This window comes from Fulvivirga lutimaris (genome assembly GCF_009711525.1).
Lineage (GTDB): Bacteria > Bacteroidota > Bacteroidia > Cytophagales > Cyclobacteriaceae > Fulvivirga > Fulvivirga lutimaris.
Window position 1 is genome coordinate 2,350 of the sequence record NZ_SMLV01000217.1, and the last position, 3,517, is coordinate 5,866.

Annotated in this window: 1 protein-coding gene; it reads left to right on the top strand. The window is 38.4% G+C overall.

Going from position 1 to position 3,517, the window contains the following annotated elements:
• On the top strand, positions 1–3,517 hold a 3,517-nt coding region (locus E1140_RS02355), incomplete at both ends, for a restriction endonuclease (protein ID WP_155178640.1).

The following is a 3,517-nucleotide window of genomic DNA, read 5'->3' on the forward strand; positions in this document are numbered from 1 at the left end:
CGATAAAGGCGATCGATTCGAAAGGCTAATGCAAGCCTATTTGATGACAGACCCTAAGTATGCGTATAAGTTCAAAAATGTATGGATGTGGAATGAGTTTCCTGGAAAGATGGATTTAGGTGGTTCTGATACTGGAATAGATTTAGTAGCTCTTACCAATGAAGGAGATTATTGGGCTATTCAATGTAAATGTTACCAAGAAAACTCACGTATAGATAAACCAGCTGTTGATAGTTTCCTATCTACATCAGGCAGGGAGTTTAAAGATGAAGAGCTAAAAACAACTCGTTTTCGTCATAGACTTTGGATTTCCACTACTAATAATTGGGGGCCAAATGCCACAGAGGCAATCACTAATCAAAACCCACCAGTTACCAGAATTAATCTTATTGAGCTTGTAGAAGCTCCGGTAGATTGGGAAAAGTTAGAATCTGGCGTTCACGGTGAGGCTGCTCGTACTCCAAAGAAAACATTGCGTCCACACCAGACAGAAGCTCTTGAAAAAACACACGAGCATTTCAAAGAAGCAGACAGAGGCAAGCTCATCATGGCCTGCGGTACTGGCAAAACCTTTAATGCACTTAGAATTGCCGAAAATGAAACAGCAGGCAAAGGCCTAGTCCTTTTTCTTGTTCCTTCTATTGCTCTTTTAGGCCAGACATTACGAGAATGGAGTGCAGATGCAAATGAGCCAATTAATGCCATTTGTATATGTTCAGACTCGGAAATAACAAGAGATAGACAACGCAATGCTGATTCTGATTATTACAGTGTAGTAGATTTAGCGCTTCCTGCATCAACTGATACAGATAGTATTTTATATCAATTTGATAGAATAAAAGAAAAAGGCCTTCCGGGTATGACAGTTGTCTTTTCAACTTATCAATCCATTGATGTCATAGCCAAAGCTCAGAAGGCATTACTAAAACAAGGTCATAAGGAGTTCGATCTTATCATTTGTGATGAGGCTCACAGAACTACGGGTGTTTCATTGGCTGGCCAAGATGAATCCGCATTTACCAAAGTTCATGATGCAGATTTCTTAAAAGCCAAGAAAAGGTTATATATGACAGCTACTCCACGTCTTTATAATGACGATTCCAAGAGCCGCGCTGCCCAAGCAGATGCTTATCTATGCTCTATGGATGATGAAGCTCTTTATGGCAAAGAGATTTACCGTATCGGTTTTGGAGAGGCTGTAGAAAGAGACTTACTCACGGATTATAAAGTATTAATCCTTACTCTTAATGATCAAGACGTTCCTCCTGCCTTTAAAAATATTATAGCTGGTGATTCTACCGAAATCACTACTGATGATGCTACCAAGTTAATTGGCTGCATTAATGCACTTTCTAAACAGTTTTTGGGTGATGATGGCGAAACAAAAAAGTCAGATCCTAACCCAATGAAAAGAGCGGTTGCCTTCTGCTCTAACATTTCGAATTCAAGGCAAATTACTAACACATTCAATCTCGCCACAGACGCATATTTAGACGCATTGCCGGCAGATAAAAAAGAGAAAATGGTAAGTGTTGAGTCCCAACATATGGATGGCACTATGGGTGCTCCAGAAAGAGATAAAATGCTCGGTTGGCTTAAAGAAGATACTCCTGATAATCAGTGTAGGGTTATCACCAATGTAAGAGTTTTGAGTGAGGGTGTAGATGTTCCTTCGCTCGATTCTGTCTTGTTCTTATCCGCTCGTAATTCTCAGGTAGATGTGGTTCAGTCTGTCGGTAGGGTTATGCGTAAATCCCCTGGTAAGAAATATGGTTATATTATTATCCCAGTAGTTGTTCCTTCAGATGTGGAGGCAGATAAGGCCTTAGATGATAATGAACGCTATAAAGTTGTATGGACAGTTCTAAATGCATTGAGAGCACATGACGATAGGTTTAATGCTTTAGTAAACAAAATCGAGCTAAATAAAAGAAAGCCCGGCAAAGTAGTTGTCGGAGGTGTTGAAACCTCATTTGATGGTGATGGTAATCCTATCGATGGCAGAGGCACAGGTTCTGGCGATCTTTCAAATCAAATAGCTATTCAGTTCGAGCAACTTCAATCTGTGGTCTTTGCCAAGTTAGTTCAAAAGGTTGGAGATCGTAGATATTGGGAGCAATGGGCAAAAGATGTTGCCATTATTGCAGAAAGACAAATTGAGAGAATTAAACACCTTATCGAAACTAAGAAAGATCAACGACAGGCATTTGATAAGTTCTTAAATGGTTTACAAAAGAATATAAATCCAAGCATTACAGAGCCTCAGGCGGTAGAAATGTTAGCACAGCATATCATTACCAAGCCAATATTTGAAGCATTGTTCGAAGGTTATTCTTTTGTTAAAAGCAATGCAGTGTCCACAGCCATGCAAGGTATGTTGGATGAGTTAGAAGGTAAGTCAGTGGCTGAAGAGTCGGAAACACTTCAAAAATTCTATGAGTCAGTTCGTAAAAGAGCAGAGGGCATTGATAATGCTGAGGGCAAACAGAGAATCATAATAGAACTTTATGATAAGTTCTTTAAAACTGCCTTCCCTAAAATGGTAGAGCAGCTGGGTATTGTTTACACTCCAGTGGAGGTAGTAGATTTCATTATCCATTCGGTGAATGATGTTTTAAAGAAAGAATTTGGCAGAAGTATCTCAGATGAAAACATTCATGTATTAGATCCCTTCACAGGTACCGGTACTTTTATTACCAGGCTTATTCAAAGTGGGTTGATAGATAAGAAAGATTTAGCAAGAAAATATAAGTCAGAACTTCATGCAAATGAAATAGTGCTATTAGCCTATTACATAGCTGCGGTTAATATTGAGAATGCTTTTCATGATAAGTTGTCTGAAGAATTATACGATAACTCTAAAGAAAGTGAAGTGCCCTATGAGCCATTCGAGGGTATTGTACTTACTGATACCTTTCAATTAGGAGAAACAGATAAGGGTGAAGAACTTTTTTCAGAAATGTTCCCTCAAAACTCTGCAAGGGTAGAAAAGCAAATGAAAGCTCCATTGAGGGTAATAATGGGTAACCCTCCATATTCTGCAGGCCAAAAATCAGAAAATGATGCAGCCCAAAATCAGAAATATATAAAATTAGATAGTCGAATAGCAAACAGTTACGCAAATAGAAGTACAGCGGCAAACAAGAATGCTCTATACGATTCTTATATCAAAGCTTTTAGGTGGAGTACAGATAGATTAGACCCGAAAAATGGTGGCATAATTGCTTTTGTGAGTAATGGAGCTTGGTTAGATGGTAATAGTACGGATGGTTTCAGAAAGGCCATTGAAAAAGAGTTTTCCAGTATTTGGGTATTTAATCTAAGAGGCAATCAACGGACGAGTGGAGAATTGAGTAGAAAAGAAGGTGGTAAAATATTTGGGTCAGGTTCAAGAACTCCCATATCTATTACTCTTTTAGTAAAAAATCCAAAATCGTTAAATGAAAACGCCACAATTCATTATCATGATATTGGAGATTATTTAAGCCAACAAGAGAAATTAGAAATAGTCAATAAG